Source organism: Nocardia mangyaensis (assembly GCF_001886715.1).
Classification (GTDB): Bacteria; Actinomycetota; Actinomycetes; order Mycobacteriales; family Mycobacteriaceae; genus Nocardia; species Nocardia mangyaensis.
Genome location: NZ_CP018082.1, coordinates 3223669 through 3238354, shown reverse-complemented (window position 1 = coordinate 3238354; position 14686 = coordinate 3223669). Strand labels below are relative to the sequence as shown.

The 14686-nt window shown below is 68.0% G+C and carries 14 protein-coding genes; 8 read left to right on the top strand and 6 right to left on the bottom strand.

The annotated features are described in order from the left end of the window. Window positions 1-44 precede the first annotated feature (44 nt). Complete coding sequence (locus tag BOX37_RS14590; RefSeq protein ID WP_167659943.1) at window positions 45-1238, top strand: lipase family protein; 1194 nt, start codon at window positions 45-47, stop codon at window positions 1236-1238. A gap of 4 nt (window positions 1239-1242) precedes the next feature. Here BOX37_RS14590 and BOX37_RS14585 read toward each other — a convergent pair whose 3' ends face one another. Genes BOX37_RS14585 through BOX37_RS14575 form a run of 3 tightly spaced genes read right to left on the bottom strand, consistent with a single transcriptional unit; the run spans window position 1243 to window position 2611 of the window. After that, window positions 1243-1860, bottom strand: a complete 618-nt coding sequence (locus BOX37_RS14585; RefSeq protein ID WP_084759676.1) for a TetR/AcrR family transcriptional regulator — start codon at window positions 1858-1860, stop codon at window positions 1243-1245. Beyond that, on the bottom strand, window positions 1791-2297 hold the full coding sequence (locus tag BOX37_RS34655) for a DUF202 domain-containing protein (protein ID WP_071928121.1): 507 nt from the start codon (window positions 2295-2297) through the stop codon (window positions 1791-1793). Before BOX37_RS34655 ends, BOX37_RS14585 begins: the two co-directional genes overlap by 70 nt. Further along, entirely contained in the window at window positions 2294-2611 is a 318-nt protein-coding gene (locus BOX37_RS14575; protein ID WP_240505347.1) for a YidH family protein, read from the bottom strand. Before BOX37_RS14575 ends, BOX37_RS34655 begins: the two co-directional genes overlap by 4 nt. A 501-nt stretch (window positions 2612-3112) precedes the next feature. Between BOX37_RS14575 and BOX37_RS14570 the strand changes: the two genes are divergently transcribed. The 4 genes from BOX37_RS14570 to BOX37_RS14555 all read left to right on the top strand — a co-directional run bounded on the left by BOX37_RS14570 (window position 3113) and on the right by BOX37_RS14555 (window position 7873). Beyond that, complete coding sequence (locus BOX37_RS14570) at window positions 3113-3826, top strand: DUF8020 domain-containing protein (RefSeq protein WP_071928119.1); 714 nt, start codon at window positions 3113-3115, stop codon at window positions 3824-3826. A gap of 211 nt (window positions 3827-4037) precedes the next feature. Continuing rightward, window positions 4038-4886 (top strand): SDR family NAD(P)-dependent oxidoreductase, encoded by an 849-nt coding sequence (locus tag BOX37_RS14565; protein WP_071928118.1) that lies wholly within the window; start codon window positions 4038-4040, stop codon window positions 4884-4886. Between the two features lie 11 nt (window positions 4887-4897). Further along, the gene (locus tag BOX37_RS14560) at window positions 4898-6196 is read left to right on the top strand and encodes an MFS transporter (RefSeq protein WP_071928117.1); all 1299 of its coding nucleotides are present in this window, start codon (window positions 4898-4900) and stop codon (window positions 6194-6196) included. Between the two features lie 264 nt (window positions 6197-6460). Continuing rightward, entirely contained in the window at window positions 6461-7873 is a 1413-nt protein-coding gene (locus BOX37_RS14555; RefSeq protein ID WP_167659942.1) for an MFS transporter, read from the top strand. A gap of 71 nt (window positions 7874-7944) precedes the next feature. Here BOX37_RS14555 and BOX37_RS14550 read toward each other — a convergent pair whose 3' ends face one another. The 3 genes from BOX37_RS14550 to BOX37_RS14540 all read right to left on the bottom strand — a co-directional run bounded on the left by BOX37_RS14550 (window position 7945) and on the right by BOX37_RS14540 (window position 11013). After that, the gene (locus BOX37_RS14550; protein WP_084759670.1) at window positions 7945-8544 is read right to left on the bottom strand and encodes a GDSL-type esterase/lipase family protein; all 600 of its coding nucleotides are present in this window, start codon (window positions 8542-8544) and stop codon (window positions 7945-7947) included. Between the two features lie 36 nt (window positions 8545-8580). Further along, complete coding sequence (locus BOX37_RS14545) at window positions 8581-9801, bottom strand: family 1 glycosylhydrolase (protein ID WP_071928115.1); 1221 nt, start codon at window positions 9799-9801, stop codon at window positions 8581-8583. Between the two features lie 177 nt (window positions 9802-9978). Continuing rightward, window positions 9979-11013, bottom strand: coding sequence for an Lrp/AsnC family transcriptional regulator (locus tag BOX37_RS14540; RefSeq protein WP_167659941.1), 1035 nt, complete (start codon window positions 11011-11013; stop codon window positions 9979-9981). A 126-nt stretch (window positions 11014-11139) separates the two neighbouring features. Here BOX37_RS14540 and BOX37_RS14535 point away from each other — a divergent pair, with 126 nt between their 5' ends. Genes BOX37_RS14535 through BOX37_RS14525 form a run of 3 tightly spaced genes read left to right on the top strand, consistent with a single transcriptional unit; the run spans window position 11140 to window position 14647 of the window. Further along, window positions 11140-12456, top strand: coding sequence for an MFS transporter (locus BOX37_RS14535; RefSeq protein ID WP_071928113.1), 1317 nt, complete (start codon window positions 11140-11142; stop codon window positions 12454-12456). An 11-nt stretch (window positions 12457-12467) separates the two neighbouring features. Continuing rightward, complete coding sequence (locus BOX37_RS14530; protein WP_071928112.1) at window positions 12468-13694, top strand: M20 metallopeptidase family protein; 1227 nt, start codon at window positions 12468-12470, stop codon at window positions 13692-13694. A 44-nt stretch (window positions 13695-13738) separates the two neighbouring features. After that, window positions 13739-14647, top strand: a complete 909-nt coding sequence (locus BOX37_RS14525) for an alpha/beta hydrolase fold domain-containing protein (protein ID WP_071928111.1) — start codon at window positions 13739-13741, stop codon at window positions 14645-14647. The last annotated feature ends 39 nt before the right edge of the window (window positions 14648-14686 follow it).

Sequence of the window (14686 nt, the reverse complement as noted above, 5' to 3'; positions counted from 1 at the left end):
TGACCGTGCGGTCGTCGATCGCACGGCTCGCGGTCATGGTCGCGATGGCCATTGTGGCATCCGTCGTCGTCGCGCCCGCAACGCGCGCCGAGGAGTCCATCCTGCCCGCCGGTTCCGTTGTGCCGGACCTCGATCCGTTCTACCGCGCGCCTGCCGACATCGGGTCCTACCGGGACGGCCAGTTGGTGGCATCCAGGGAGTTCGCTGCCCGGATGCCGGTCGCGGTGCGCGCCTGGCAGTTGTCGTACCGCACCAACGATTCACACGGGAATCCGATCCTCGCCGTCACCACCGTCATGGTGCCGACGGCGCCGTGGACCGGCCCTGGTCCACGGCCCGCCGTGTCCGAGCAGATTCCCGAAGACGCCACCGGGAGCAGGTGCGCGCCGTCCTACGGGTTCGCCACCGGCACCGCGCAGACCGGCAACCAGATCGCGAAGATGCTCGGCTATGGCTGGGCGGTAGCGGTTCCCGACTTCGAGGGGCCCGAGTCGGCGTTCCTCGCCGGGCCGCTCTCGGGTCATGCGGTGTTGGACGGTGTCCGAGCGGTGGGGCAGTTCGCACCGGCCGGGCTCGGCGCGGATACCCCCTGGGCCATGGACGGCTACTCCGGCGGCGCCGCGGCTACCGGCTGGGCGGCGGAGCTACAGCCGACCTACGCGCCCGAGCTCCGCTTCGTCGGCGCCGCCATGGGCGGTGTGCCCGCGAACCTGTCCGCAGTCATGAGAAACGTCGACGGTGGGCCGTTCTCGGGCTTCCTCGTCGGGGCACTGGTAGCCGGTCCGCGCGAATTCCCCGAACTCCGGCTCGACAGCATGCTCAACGAACGCGGGCGCGCCGATGCCGCGGCTGCCGAGGATCTGTGCGTGCTCGAACTGCTGTTCCGATTTCCGTTCTGGCGGTTGGCCGACGCCACCGTCGGAGACCAGTTCCGCGAGGACTCGATGCTGAGTCAGGTGCTGCGCTACAACTCGCTCGGCACCGTCGCGCCGACGATACCGATCTACAGCTACCACATCGACACCGACGAGGTCGTGCCGGTCGCCCAGGCCGACGATCTGGTCGCGGCGTGGCGAAAGGGCGGTACTGCGATCATCACCGCCCGCATCCCCTCCGGTAGCCACCTCTTGGTGGGCCAGAGTGAGGCCGCGGCACACCAATTCCTGCGCGAGCGCTTCACTGTGGGCGGACCGGTTGTCGACGTCGACCTGAATCGTGCGGTTCCCCTGCCACGATGAGGTGCTAGCCGCGGTCCGGCACCAGATCCCGGCGCAACATGCCGGTGAGAGTCCGGACCGCGGTCACCATGTCGAGAGATTCGTCGCGCAACCACAATTCGGTCAGGCCGGTGAGCGCGCCGACGAGCACCAAGGCGATCGCCTCGGCGTCGATGTCGGTACGGATGTCACCGGCCTCGGCACTGTCCTCGATCACCCGCGCCAGGTTGTCACGGTAGGTGCGGAGCCGCTCGTTCGACCAGTCCTGCGCCAGCTCGGGAGCATCGGCGGACCCGAACAACGCGAGGTGGCTGAGGCGGGTGAAATCCCGGTCGGTCTCATTGCGGGCCGCCAGCCGGTCGATGATCTCGAAGGCACGCAGCGCGGCGGGACCCTCGTATTCCCGGTCGACCTCGACCGCGTCGAACGCCTGCTCGTCACGCTCGGCGAGGACCGCCGCCAGCAGCGCCTCCTTGCTGGCGAAATGATGCAGCACTCCCGACCTGGTGATACCGGCAGCCTCGGCGACAGCCGCCAACGAGGTGCCGCGGTATCCGTTCTCCGCGAACAGCTTCATGGCCGCCGAGAGGATTCTGGCCCGCCGGGCCTCCCCTGCCTGTTCGGCGTCACGTGTTCTCGCCATATCCGGGCCTCCCAGCTGCCGAGCGGGTTCTCCCGCGCCCAATGTCCCGGCAAGCCTACTGTCCGGTCGTCCGGCCCCGGTGTCGCGCCGGCGAGCGGCACCGCCAGCAGCGTCAGCGCCGCGACCGCCGCGACCACGAGAGCGACGCCTGCCACGGGCGCGGTGGCGACTCGGCGGTCGCCACGACGTAGCGCGTGATTGCGCTGCCAGCCCAGGACCGAGATCCCCAGCAGCATGACGGCCGCGCCCCCGAGCGCAAGCGCGGAAGTCACCCGATGCCACGCCGACCCGCCGTCACCGAAAGCGACGGGACCCACTACCAGAACATGGTGGCCCAGCAACGCCGAAACGACAAAGGCAGTGGCGGCGGTGCGCCGCCAGGCGAGCGCCGTGCGCTCGGCGGCCAACCCGGTGTCGGCGTCGCCGATACCGGTCACCGCAACACCACCGACGCCGCGGCCAGCAGCGAGACCGCCCCGACACCGACCGCGAGGATGGGCACCGCCCCGGGCGTGGGAAGCGGGCCGCCGCCGCGCATGGCCCGCTCGACGATCCGCCAGCGCCGGTAGGCCCCGAGTGCGAGCACCAGCGCGAGGAAAAGGCACACGAGCACCGCGGCATACAGCACTGCATCGGTGTCGATCGGCGCGACCAGGGCGTGTACCGCGACCGCTCCGGCCAGCAACCCCAGCGAGGTGCGAATCCAAGCCAAGAAGGTCCGCTCGTTGGCCAGCGTGAATCGGTAGTCCACGGGCTCTGCTACTGGGGGCGGGGCTGGGGTATCCGAGTTCACAAGCACCCTTGTCGACTGTCGGCTAAATATGTTCGTACGAACATATCACCCGCGCACCGGCGAGTAGCCACCCGCCACGTCGAACAGCGATATCTCGTCTACAGGCGACAGGTTGACACGCATCCAAGTTGGTGTGATCCTAGCCACCATAAGTTCCTGAGAACATAGCCAATCGCCACTGTCTCCGAATCGTCGACGCGACCACGACCCCAGCATCGCCGTCGACTTCGCCCGCGAACACCACGCAGCGGCCAACCCGATACCCAACGGAGCCAGATTCGCCCACTGATTCTCGCGGCCACGCGGCGCGCCCGACGCGACAGGCGAGCCGCGACGCCCAACCGTTCGACAACGAGGAGGACGTAGCGACACACCGGTGAGCCCGGCGGAACCGATCCGCCTTTGGGCCAACACATTTCCTACCAATGACGTCCTGCAAGACGACGAAAGAAACAGTAGATGCACAAGCTCGCAACCGCCACCGCCATGATGGCCGCGGCCATCACCTTGACCGCGGGAACCGCCGGCGCCGCCCCCGAACCGGCGCCCGAAACCATCGGCTACACCGCCACCACGACCGAGACCTCGACAGTCATCACCACCGACAGCGGTTCACTCGCCGTCGAGGACGGGGTTTTCAAGATCAAGGCTGCCAACGGCGCCACCGTAGCCGGCGCCGAATTGTCCTTCCGGGTCGACGATTTCGTCTTCCCCATCAAGGCCGAGCTCGACGACCGCACCGCCACACTCACCCCGCAGTTCGACACCGGCCACGCTGTCTACCAGCCGGTGGCGCTGCCGTACGAGAACGAGTCCACATTCCAGACCGAATTCCAGCGTGAGCAAGCCGCCTGGGCACGGATGGCCTCCACCATTCAGCTGGGCGCGGGCATCGGCACCATGGTCGGCGGTATCGGCGGCGCGGCCGTCGGCTGCCTGCTCGGCGGCATCGCCGGCGCCACGGTTGCCGCGGCGACCATCATCGGGCTCTTCGGCCCATTCCTGCCCGCGGCGGCCATCGGCTGCATCGGCGGCGTCATGGCCGTCGGAAGCCTCGGCTCGTTGGCCGGCTCCATTCTGGTCGCGGCGCCGGTAGCCGTCCTGGCGGCGGTGCAGTACTTCTCCACCATCAACCAGCCCGCCCCGACACCGAGGCCACAGCCGGCCAAGTAGCCGTCTCAGCCCCGGCGATGCTCGTTCGTGCGGTGCGTGCAACGGCACGCACCGCACGTCTCGTGGCGGCAGGCACTCCCGGTCAAGCACATCCACGGCGAGGGGCAGCACGCCATTCGCTCGACGTGACGGGGATTACACGCTAGGCTTGCCGACTAACGAGTCAGTACGCTTGCCTCCCGGCGAAACCAGCCCGACGAAAGTGACACGCATGATCGACAATCCCTTCACCGGCCACACCGCGGTGATCACCGGCGCGGCCTCCGGTATCGGTGCGGCTCTCGCGACCGAGCTCGCCGCCAGGGGGATGTCGCTGGTGCTGGCCGATATCGATCAGGTCGGGGTCCGCCGGGTAGCGGCCGCGCTGGGAACCGACCGGGTGCGGACGCTCGGTGTCGGTGTCGATGTGAGCGATCCGGACTCGGTCGCCGCGCTCGCCGACATCGCCTACACCGAATTCGGATCAGTCGAGCTGTTGTGCAACAACGCGGGGGTACTGCTGTTCGGCAGCGTTTCGGAATCCTCGCTCGGCGACTGGCGGTGGCTGTCGTCGGTGAATGTCGAAGGCACGCTCAACTGCCTGCGCACCTTCGTCCCCCGCATGCGGCGCGCCACCGGATGGCGTCATGTCATGAACACCGCGTCCACGCACGCATTCCTGCCGGACACCGCCAACAGTGCGCTCTACAGCGCTACCAAACACGCCGTCCTCGCGCTCACGCTCGGCCTGCGCGGCGAACTGGCCGCCGACGGCATCGGAGTCACGCTGCTGTGCCCCGGCCAGGCCGCCACCCGCATCCTCGATTCCCAACGCAACCGCCCGCAGACCTTCGGCCGCCGGGCGGGCGAACCGTTCGGCACCGGGCCGATCCCGATGGCAATCGAACCGCAGGCCGTCGCACGTGCCGCCGTCGAAGGCATCCTGCGGGATTCGCCGCTGGTCTTCGCCCTTCCCGAAGACACCCGCGAGAACTTCCGCGCACAAGTCGCGCAGATGTGGCATCTCGCCGACAACGCGCTGGGAGACCACGCCGAAACCCAGTTCACCATCGGCGGCTAGGACACCGCGAGATGGACGAACAATCCGTACCCGGCGTCCGCGCGACTGCGCACGGGACCGAACCCACCGACCTCTCTCCGCCCTCCATGCCCGCCGCGATCGACCGGAGGATGCGTCGCTTGCTGTCCTCGGTGCCGTTCGCCACCGCCACCGTGCACCTCGGCATCTCCGTCTCGGGATACTTCCTGGCCCTGCAGATCCAAGCCATCGACGCCGACGCCAAAGTCGGCAATCTGGCCCTCGTGCACGCGGTCGGCTCGGTCGCCGCCATGATCGCCCAACCCCTGATCGGCGTGCTGTCCGACCGCACCCGCACCCGAGCGGGTGCACGCACACCCTGGATCCTCACCGGCGCGGTCATCGGATCGGCCGGCCTGATCACCGCGGGATTGTCGACCACCATCGCCATGCTGGTCGTGGCCGCCATGATCATCCAGTTCGGATTCAACACCCTGGGCGGCCCGTTGTCGGCGATCCTGCCCGATCGGGTACCCACCCGGCTCCGCGGCAGGTACTCGACGCTCGCGGGACTCGGCTCGATCAGCGCGGCCATTCTCGGACCGATCCTGGCATCGTTGTTCGTCGACCGCATTCCCCTGGGATACAGCACTACCGCCGGCGTGATCGTCCTCATCGCGGTGCTGTTCGTCCTGCTGAATCCTGACCTCGACAACCGCGCGCTCCCCCGGCAGCACTTCTCCACCCGCGCGTTCCTGGCCGACCTCTGGGTCGACCCCCGCCGCTATCCCGACTTCGGCTGGGCATTTCTGGGTCGCCTGCTCATTTTCGGCGGCTACTTCATGGTGCTGACCTATCTGCTCTACCTCATGCAGGGATACGTCGGCCTCGGCGTCGATGAGGCCGCGCAGCTGGTTCCGCTCATCGGGGCGGCCGGAATGCCCGGATTTCTGCTGGCCATCGTCATATCGGGGCCGCTGTCGGACCGTATCGGCCGCCGCAAGCCACTCGTTCTGGTCGGTGGCCTGATCGTGGCCGCGGCGCTGTTGATTCCACTGGCCGCGCCGACGGTGGCGGGAATGTTCGCCTTCGGCATCGTGGCGACCATCGGCTTCGGCGTATTCACCGCTGTCGATGTCGCGCTGATCTCGGAGGTCCTGCCCGCCAAGGACGATTTCGCCAAGGACCTCGGAATTCTCAATATCGCGGTGGCCTTGCCCAGCGTGCTCGCCCCGGCACTGGCCGCGGCGGTGGTCACCGTCTCCGGGAGCTACGGCGCGGTCTTCGCGACGGCGGCGGTGATCACCGTCGCCGGTGCGCTCGCTGTCCTTCCCATCAAGGGCGTGCGCTGACACCGCGTCACGTGGACATCGGGTGCCCGCCTGTCCGACACCACGGTCCCCGGTGACATCAGGGCCCGAGGGGCCGGGAACAACGTCGAAAACGTCTCGCAGAGAGATGTTTTCGCGATCCCCACCCCTCGAAAGGACACGACATTGTTCTCCCCTTCACTATCGGACGATTCGGAACCACAGTCCCGCGCCGGCATCCAGCCGAGGCTGGTACGTGCGTGGCGCCGAGGAGCTTCCCTGCTGGCTATCGTGCTGGTGCTCCAGATGCTGGCACTCATCCCGATGTTGGTGTCGAACGCGATGGACGGCATCCGAGATGAGTTCGGCACCGAAGGAGGCGGCTGGGTCACGATGGCCTTCGTACTCGTCGGCGCCGCGACCGCACCTCTCGTCGGCACCCTGGCCGACCTGCACGGAAAGCGGCGGCTGATGCTGATCTGCCTCGCACTGTCGACCTTCGGCGCGCTCCTGTCCGCCGCCGCGGTCGGCATCGGGATGCTCATCGTCGGCCGAGGACTGTCCGGCCTCCTCGTTCCGTGTCTGTTCCTGAGCTATTCCCTCATCCGGGATGTCTTTCCGCCCAGGACGATTGCGCTGGCGGTGTCCGTCGTCACCACGATGATCGGACTGGCCGCCATCGTGGCTCCGTTTCTGACCGAATGGCTGCTGAATGCCGGGGGTTTCCGCGCCGTCTTCTGGTTTTCCGCAGTCGTACTCGGCGTTCTGGTCTGCGCTGTCGCGCTGACCACTCCGGAATCGCCGGTCCGGCTGCCCGCCCGCGTGCGCGGAGTGGGTTCGATCATCCTCGGCGCGGGCCTGGCCTTCGGGCTCATCGGCATCTCCCGCGGCGCGGCGCACGGTTGGACCACCGTGTCGACGCTCGCTTTCCTCGCAACCGGTGCGGCGCTGATCATCGCTTGGTCCGCCACCGCAACGGCAACCGGAGACGGGCTGATTCACCTGCGAATATGGCGTCGGCGCCCGGTCGTCCTCACCGCGACCGCGGCCGGACTCGGCTACGCCGTCGCTGGTCTGTACACGATACTGCTGCCGATGCTCACCATGATTCCGGCCATGCTCGGACTGGGATACGGATTCGGTGTCGATGCCAAGGGCGCCACCGCGTTCCACGCCCCACTGGGTCTGATGACCGTCGTCGGTGGGCTTCTGGTCGGTCTCTTGGTAGGCCGTTTCGACGTGGAGCCACGGCTGACCGCGGTGGCAGGCCTGGCGACGATCACCCTCGGCTGCGTGCTGAGCGCTCCCTACCACCACAGCGAAACCGTACTGATGAGTTGGGCGGGGCTGGTCGGCCTCGGCATCGGCCTGACCTACGCGTCTACCCCCAACCTGCTGATCGCGGCCCTGCCGCCGCAACTTCAGGCGAGCGGTGCGGCACTCACCGGCGTCTTCCAGTCCGTGGTCCCGGCGATCGTGCCGATCATCGTCTTCGCGGAACTGAACGGCTCGTACGCCGCCGAGTTTCCGCCGGCGATCACCGCCATGCTCAACGGCCAGGTGCTCTATACCGATACCGGCATCACCGTCGGGTTCCTGATCGCGGCCGCCGTCGCGTTCCTCGGTGTGCTCGCTGTGCTGTTCTTGCCGCGCACCGGTGAGCGGATCGATATCGATGCGATCCTCGCTGACGGGAGGCAGCCCGCTGAGCTGACCTGATACCCGCTTCCACCGCTGCTGCCCGTCACGGTCTGGCCGTTGCGGGCAGCAGCGTTCGGACGTGGGCTGCCTCACGCGATCCGAGAAACATACGGCCGCAGGGCATCGACCCACACGGCGTACCCGGCGCCGGACAGGTGCAGACCATCACGGGTGAAATCGGACCGCAGCACACCGCCGGCGTCGGCGAGCGCGGGCCACAGATCGATGTAGACCGCGTCCGCGGCGGCGGCGATCTCCCGGTACGCGTCATTGAGCTCGCGTATCCGATCGGCGAACCGCGCGCGCCTCGGCAGGACGCTCTGCACGAACAGCGGTGCGCAGGGCGCACGGTGACGGATCACCGCGACGAGCCGGCGCATGTCCGCCGCGACCCGGTGGGTCGATCGCCCCATACTGAGATCGTTGGTGCCGATGAGCAGGAAGACCGCGGCCGGGCTATCGATCGCGGTGTCCAATCGGCCGAGGACATCGCCGATGGTGTTACCGCCGATTCCGCGATTGACCGGCCTTGTCTCGGGAAACCACTCATCCCACAGACCGCCCTCGGTAATGCTGTCGCCGAGGAAGATCAGGCGACCGGTCGGCGTCGGTAGTCGCGCGAACTGCGAGGCTCGCATGGCCATCGATGTCTCGAGTAGGTACCAGCGTCCCAGTCTGTACAGCAACATGGTGTCCTTCCGGGAGATGTCGACGGCGCGGGGCGGTCAGATCCGGCCGGAAGTCGGCGGGCGCAGGCGTTCTGGAGTGGGCAGCGTGTTCGCCCGCGCGAGGTCGCCCAGCCAGGCCAGACTGGGTTTCGGTGTGCGGGCAAAGGTCCGGCGGTCCACGGCGATCAGCCCGAATGTCGGTCGCCAGTGGCCCCATTCGTAGTTGTCCAAGGCCGACCAGTGCAGGTATCCGCGCACATCGACGCCATCGGCCATCGCCGCGCCGAGGTGCGCGAGAGCTTCTCCGGTGTAGGCGATGCGACGGGTGTCGTCGTCGGTGGCTATACCGTTCTCGGTGACCAGTACGGGGGTTCCGCCGGTCACCTTCCAGGCGTGGCGCACGGCGATGCCCAACGCGTCGGGGCGGTAGGCCCAGCCGGTCAGGGTGTTGTCGGGGTGATCGGGGTGCGCGACGATGCCGTCCTCCCCCACCGTCCGGCTGGTGTAGGCCTGGCTGCCCACGAAGTCATCATCCGCGGCCGCTTCCAGATAGGGGTCTTCCCACACGCGGTTGGCCTCCGCCAGTTGCCGCTCGCAGCCGGGCGCGGCGACGAATGCTTGCTGGGCCACGCTCCATCCGACAGCTGCCCTGGTCTCCGATCGCAGGATCGCCGTCGCGGCGTGATGGGAATCGATCAGAATCCGGCCGATGTCCGGGTCGGGCTCGGGCAACGCGCCGGCCGCGATGGCGCGGACTGCCTCCGGGTCCGCCACCATCTGCTGCACGGATGCCATGATCGCGACCATGTTCGGTTCGTTGATGGTGCACACCCACGGCACGTCCACCAGAATCGGGGCGACCGCGGTCACGAAATCGGAGAAGCGACCCACGGCATCGGAACTGGTCCATCCGCCCGCTTCGGCGAACCACTCCGGCCCGGTGAAGTGGTGCAGCGTCACCACTGGGGTGAGCCCGCGGTCGAGCGCGGTTTCGATCATCCGCCGGTAGTGATCGAGCATCGCCCGCGAGACCTGTCCGGGTGTGGGTTCGATTCGCGCCCATTCCACGCCGAACCGGTACGCGTTCAGGCCGGCCTGACCCAGCAGCGTCATGTCCTCGTGGTACCGGTGATAGCTGTCGACAGCGTCGCCACTGCGTTCGGGAAGTATCTGTGGTGCACCATTTTCCAGCGCCCACCAATCGCTGTTGAGGTTGTTTCCCTCGGTCTGGTGCGGCGAGGTCGCCGCTCCCCACAGAAAGGTGTCGGGCAGCTTCATCTAGGGATCACTCCGTACTGTCGGCAACTACTGACGACCCCGCCCGGAGGGCACATACCCACACCGAACCTCGCGTCGAACGCAGTGTAGCAATCCGACTGACTATTCAGTCGGGTAGCTCAGCCCTCGAGCACCGGGTCCCAGGCAGGGCACTCACCGACTCCGGCCATCGGCCGACTACCCGCGATCACCCTCCTCCTGCACGATGAGCGGAACGACGCCGCCCGCACGGCCGTGATCGTCGAGGAGCCGGCCCATCCGCTTGACATGCCGCAAGGACAGCGCGATGTCGATGATCTGCAGGTCGTCGACCTGCTCGGCGAGCGCCGCCTCCAGCCGGTGGATATCCGCGGCCGACCGCAGCCAGACCGACAGCAGCAGATTCGCCCGGCCGCCGGTCACCGAGGAGCACGAGCGGGTTTCGGGCAATCGCGCCAGCTGGGTGGCGACACCGTCCAGGTCCGCCGGGCGCACCCGACACCACAGCGACGCGCTGATCGGCCACCCCGATACCGGCTGTGCCACCTCGCAACGCATGACGATGCGGCCCGCGCCGAGCAGGGCGTTCACCCGACGGCGAGCGGTCGAGGCACTGATGCCGACGCGCTCCCCCAGCTCGGAGAAGCTCGCGCGGCCATCCAATTCCAGTGCCGCGTAGAGCTTTTGATCGGCCGCGTCGAGCTTGCCCCCCGCTTTCGGCAGTACTTCCGGTCGCGAGGCGGTAATGCGGGCGCGCTGCGCGGCGGTCAACGCGCGCAACCGCCACCTGCTGCCTTCGGTGTAGACCGCGGTCATCACATGGGTCCGGCAATCACGAACACCGGGGATGGCGCCCAGCGAGGTGAGGACATACGACGACAGATCCGCCAGATTCGGCGTGAAGACGGTGAGGGAGAGATCGCCGTCACCGGTGATGTGTTCGATGGTCGCTACCCGGTAGTCACCACGCAGGGTGTCGGCCACGGCACTCGCTTGACCCGCCGCACAGCGCACATAGATGTTCGCACCGACGACGTCCCAATCCCACGGCGTGCCGGGATACACCGATATCCAGACCAGACCGGCGGCAGCGAGCCGCTCCCACCGACGCGCCACCGTGACCGGATCCACTCCGAGCACGCTGCCGACCAGGTTCCACGGAACGCGCGGGTTGAGCTGGAGCGCGTTGACCAACTGCAGCTCCAGCTCCTCGAGATTGAATGATTCCTGCACGCCTGGTCCGTTCAATAGCATTTTCCTGCGAAATGTGAGGATATTTCGAGGCTACACGCTAGCCTCCCCCCACCGCTGAGGCGGCCAGTGCCAGGGCCGCCAGCGGTCTGGAAGGGAACCGAGGACATGACCGAACGAACCATCACCGAATCGCCCGCGCCGGACGATTCCGCCGGGCAGCGCGACGGCCTGCCGCGCCGCGAACTCGCCGCGGCCACCGTCGGCGGCATCGTCGAGTCGTTCGACTGGACCGTGTACGTGATCTTCGCGGCGTTCTTCACCGCGGACCTGTTCGGCTCCGATTCGCTCGGCGCCACCATTGTCGCCTACGGCGGATTCGCGGTCGGCTTCATCGCCCGTCCGCTCGGCAGTCTGTTCTTCGGGCGTGTGAGCGATTCCCGCGGCAGGCGGTTCAATTTGCTGTTGTGCATGTCGATCATCTCGGTGGCGAGTATCGGCATCGCCCTGGTTCCCCCGGCGGCGACGATCGGTATCTGGTCGGCGGTGGCGCTGGTCGCCCTGCGCATCGTCCAAGGACTCGCCTACGGCGGTGAGGGGCCGACCATCGCGGCCTACGTCGCCGAGACGGCGCCGCGGCGCCATCGGTTCCTGTTCAGCGCGATCTCCTACGGCGGGATCATGTTCGGGTCGATGCTGGTCTTCCTCACTGCCGCCGTGCTGAACGCGACGATCGGCGAGGAGGCACTGCGCGCGGGGGGCTGGAGATGGGCGTTCGTCATCGGCGGTGCGCTCGGCCTGCTGGCGTTGTTGATTCGCGCCTATGCGCCGGAAAGCAGCGAGTTCGAGGGCGGCCGGGCAGCCGTCGCGCCGCGGCCGCCTGCCCTGACCGTGGTGTTCCGCGAGCACCGCAAGGCACTGCTGACGATCTTCCTGCTCACCCTCGGCGGCACGGTGACCTACTACTACACACTCGTCTATCTGCCGAAGTTCGCCGCCTCGGCCGGGCGGGCCGACACGGCGGCGGCCACCTCGTTCATGACCCTTGTGCTCATTGTGGTGCTGGTCGCCATGCTGGTGGTCGGGGCGTGCGCCGACCGGTTCGGCGTCCTCCCGGTCATGCGCATCACCTTCGCGTTCAATGCCATCGGGGTGTTGCCGATGACCTTCGCGCTGATGCACGGCGTGCTCCCCTTCGAAGTCGTCGCACTCGTACTCGGGCTCGGCGCGGCCGGCTTCGCGGCGGTCGGCAGTGTGCTGAGCGCGCTGTTGTTGCCTGTCGAGGTGCGGGCAGTCGGCGCGGGCCTGGTGGCCACGGTGACGGTCACCGTGTTCGGCGGCACCTTCCCGATGGTCGCCGAAGCCCTGCAGGCCTTCGACTTGCGCTGGGTCATCCCGGTCTACGTGTTCGTCGCGGCGCTCGCGCTGCTGGCCGGAACCCGCACTGTGACGAAGGTCCGCTTGTTCACCGAAACCGTTCAGTAAGGAGTCCGGACATGTCCATTCGTGAGGATGCCGCAACGCTGCAGGGGGATCTCGTGCAGCTACGACGTGCCCTGCACCGGGAACCCGAACTCGGGCTGCACCTGCCGCGCACCCAGGAGAAAGTGCTGACGGCGCTCGACGGTCTGGGTCTCGAGGTCGGCACCGGAACGTCGCTGTCGTCGGTGACCGCGGTCCTGCGCGGCGCACGCCCCGGGCCGACGGTGCTGTTGCGCGGGGATATGGACGCGCTACCGGTCGTCGAACGGACCGGCTTGGATTTCGCGGCGCGGGCCGACCGCATGCACGCCTGCGGGCACGATCTGCACACCGCCATGCTGGCGGGTGCCGCGCAACTGCTCAGCGCCCACGCCGACCGGCTCGCCGGGGATGTGGTGTTCATGTTCCAACCCGGCGAGGAGGGCTTCGACGGGGCCGGGAAGATGCTCGACGAAGGCGTACTGGACGCCACCGGCAGCCGGCCGGTCGCCGCCTACGCATTGCATGTGATCAGCCAGCACATCCCGGCGGGGGTCTTCGCCGCCCGACGCGGGCCGTTCCTGTCCGCGGCCGACACGGTCCGGGTCACCGTGCGCGGAGCCGGCGGACACGGCTCGATGCCGCATCAGGCACTCGACCCCATCCCCGCCGCCTGCGAAATGGTGCTCGCGCTGCAGACCATGGTGAGTCGCCGCATCGACATCCACGATCCGGTGGTGATCACCGTCGGTGCCCTGCACGCGGGTACTCAGGACAATGTCATCCCGGACGAGGCCTACTTCGAGGCCACGGTGCGCTCGTACTCGCCCGCTGCGCACGCCCGCGTCAAGGACGGTTTCCTTCGCACGGTGCGCGGTGTGGCCGCCGCGCACGGACTGTCGGTCGAGATCGACTACGCCGAGCTGTACCCGGTGACCGTCAACGACGATCGGGAAACCGAATTCGCCGCCGCTACCGTCGCCGAGATCTGCGGCCCGCAGCGCTGGGCCTGGCAGGACCGCCCAGGCGCGGGCTCGGAGGACTTCTCCCGGGTCATCGCCGAAGTACCCGGTGCGATGATCGCTCTCGGGGCGACTCCGATCGGCGCCGAGGTCGACAAGGCGCCGATGAACCACTCGCCCCTGGCCATCTTCGACGAATCGGTACTCGCTGACGGCGCGGCAGTCTATGCCGAACTCGCGCTCCGCCGCCTCGCCCTGTCGACCGACCGAGCCGAGCGCACAGAGCGCGGAACCCGGTAGCGCAAGATTTGTCGCGCACGACCTGATCGTCGAAGGAGACAACAATGCCGAGCCTTTCCGTTGGCGCGCTCACCGCCTTTCTGCGACTGAAACGGGCGAATCGCCCCTTCGTCAGCCCCGCGCGTGCGCAGGAGCGGATTCGGGAACGCGCCCTGCGCCCGAGCCCCTTTGGTCCACCCGCGCGCCTGCGCGGGGACGTCACGGTGTCGGTCGAGCATCGAGACGGCGGGCCGGTCTACACCCTCGCTCCGCGTGCCGGCCGCGCCCGCGGCAGTGTCGTCTATGTTCACGGCGGCGGTTGGGTCCATGAAATCGCACCGCAGCACTGGAAGCTGGCCGCCGGCATCGCGGCACGCGCCGAAACGACCGTCGTCGTCCCGATCTACCCGCTGATACCCTTCGGCACCGCCGCGCAGGTCGTCGCGGCGACCGCCGCGCTGGTTGCGGATTGCCGTGCGCGATATGGCGACACGTGCCTGGCCGGCGACTCCGCGGGCGGTCAGATCGCCTTGTCGGCCGCGATCGTGCTCCGCGACGAATACCGGGTCCGGCTGCCGGCCACGGTGCTGATCTCGCCCTGCGTCGACCTCTCACTCACCAACCCTGACATCGACCTGGTGCAGCCCACCGACCCGTGGCTCGGCCGGGACGGAACCCTGGTACTGATCGAGCACTGGCGTGGCGACCTCGAGCTGGCCGACCCCAGGGTGAGTCCCCTGGCCGCCGAGCTCCACGGGCTCGGGCCGTTGACAGTATTCTGCGGAACCAACGACATTCTGAATCCGGACAACCGATTGCTCGTCGACAAGGCCCGTGCCGCCGCAGTCGATGTCGAGTACCACGAGGCGCCCGGACATGTGCACGTGTATCCGCTGACACCGACGCCCGAAGGCAAGGCCGCCCGGACTCTCATCGTCGACCGGCTACGGGCCGCGATGGCCGCCCCCCACTGACCACTTCCCACGTCGGAGCCTCCCGACAACACCGCGCCG

Coding starts and splice junctions, on each gene's coding strand:
- BOX37_RS14590 (WP_167659943.1), top strand. CDS start 45: ATGGCCATTGTGGCATCCGTCGTCGTCGCGCCCGCAACGCGCGCCGAG.
- BOX37_RS14585 (WP_084759676.1), bottom strand. CDS start 1,860: ATGGCGAGAACACGTGACGCCGAACAGGCAGGGGAGGCCCGGCGGGCC.
- BOX37_RS14570 (WP_071928119.1), top strand. CDS start 3,113: ATGCACAAGCTCGCAACCGCCACCGCCATGATGGCCGCGGCCATCACC.
- BOX37_RS14565 (WP_071928118.1), top strand. CDS start 4,038: ATGATCGACAATCCCTTCACCGGCCACACCGCGGTGATCACCGGCGCG.
- BOX37_RS14560 (WP_071928117.1), top strand. CDS start 4,898: ATGGACGAACAATCCGTACCCGGCGTCCGCGCGACTGCGCACGGGACC.
- BOX37_RS14555 (WP_167659942.1), top strand. CDS start 6,461: ATGCTGGCACTCATCCCGATGTTGGTGTCGAACGCGATGGACGGCATC.
- BOX37_RS14550 (WP_084759670.1), bottom strand. CDS start 8,544: ATGTTGCTGTACAGACTGGGACGCTGGTACCTACTCGAGACATCGATG.
- BOX37_RS14545 (WP_071928115.1), bottom strand. CDS start 9,801: ATGAAGCTGCCCGACACCTTTCTGTGGGGAGCGGCGACCTCGCCGCAC.
- BOX37_RS14535 (WP_071928113.1), top strand. CDS start 11,140: ATGACCGAACGAACCATCACCGAATCGCCCGCGCCGGACGATTCCGCC.
- BOX37_RS14530 (WP_071928112.1), top strand. CDS start 12,468: ATGTCCATTCGTGAGGATGCCGCAACGCTGCAGGGGGATCTCGTGCAG.
- BOX37_RS14525 (WP_071928111.1), top strand. CDS start 13,739: ATGCCGAGCCTTTCCGTTGGCGCGCTCACCGCCTTTCTGCGACTGAAA.